We start from the raw sequence: 444 nt of genomic DNA, 5'->3' as shown, positions 1-444 counted from the left end.
GGTTCAGGTCGGTACGCTCGGACTGGATCACGCCCTTGCTGTCGACCATGTAGATGTTTTCCAGCTTGGCGCCCATGCTGACGATCAGCTTCATGCACGAGATGGCCGCAGCACCGGCGCCCAGGCAGACGATCTTGGCGTCAGCCAGGGTTTTGCCAGCGATTTCCAGGGCGTTGATCATGCCGGCCGCAGTAACGATCGCGGTGCCGTGCTGGTCATCGTGGAAGACGGGAATGTTCAGGCGCTTGCGCAGCTCGCGCTCCACGTAGAAGCACTCGGGCGCCTTGATGTCTTCGAGGTTGATCGCGCCGAAGGTGGGCTCCAGGGCGGCGATGACCTCGACCAGCTTGGCCGGGTCCTTCTCGTTGATCTCGATGTCGAACACGTCGACGCCGGCGAACTTCTTGAAGAGGACGCCCTTGCCCTCCATGACGGGCTTGGAGG

General features: G+C 62.2%; 1 protein-coding gene. It reads right to left on the bottom strand.

The window, feature by feature from the left end:
• A partial coding sequence (locus E4T88_RS17485) for a malic enzyme-like NAD(P)-binding protein (RefSeq protein WP_306461445.1) occupies nucleotides 1-444 on the bottom strand: 444 nt, incomplete at both ends.

The organism is Dysgonomonas mossii (genome assembly GCF_004569505.1).
GTDB lineage: Bacteria > Bacteroidota > Bacteroidia > Bacteroidales > Dysgonomonadaceae > Dysgonomonas.
This window is presented reverse-complemented; position numbering and strand designations above follow the sequence as displayed.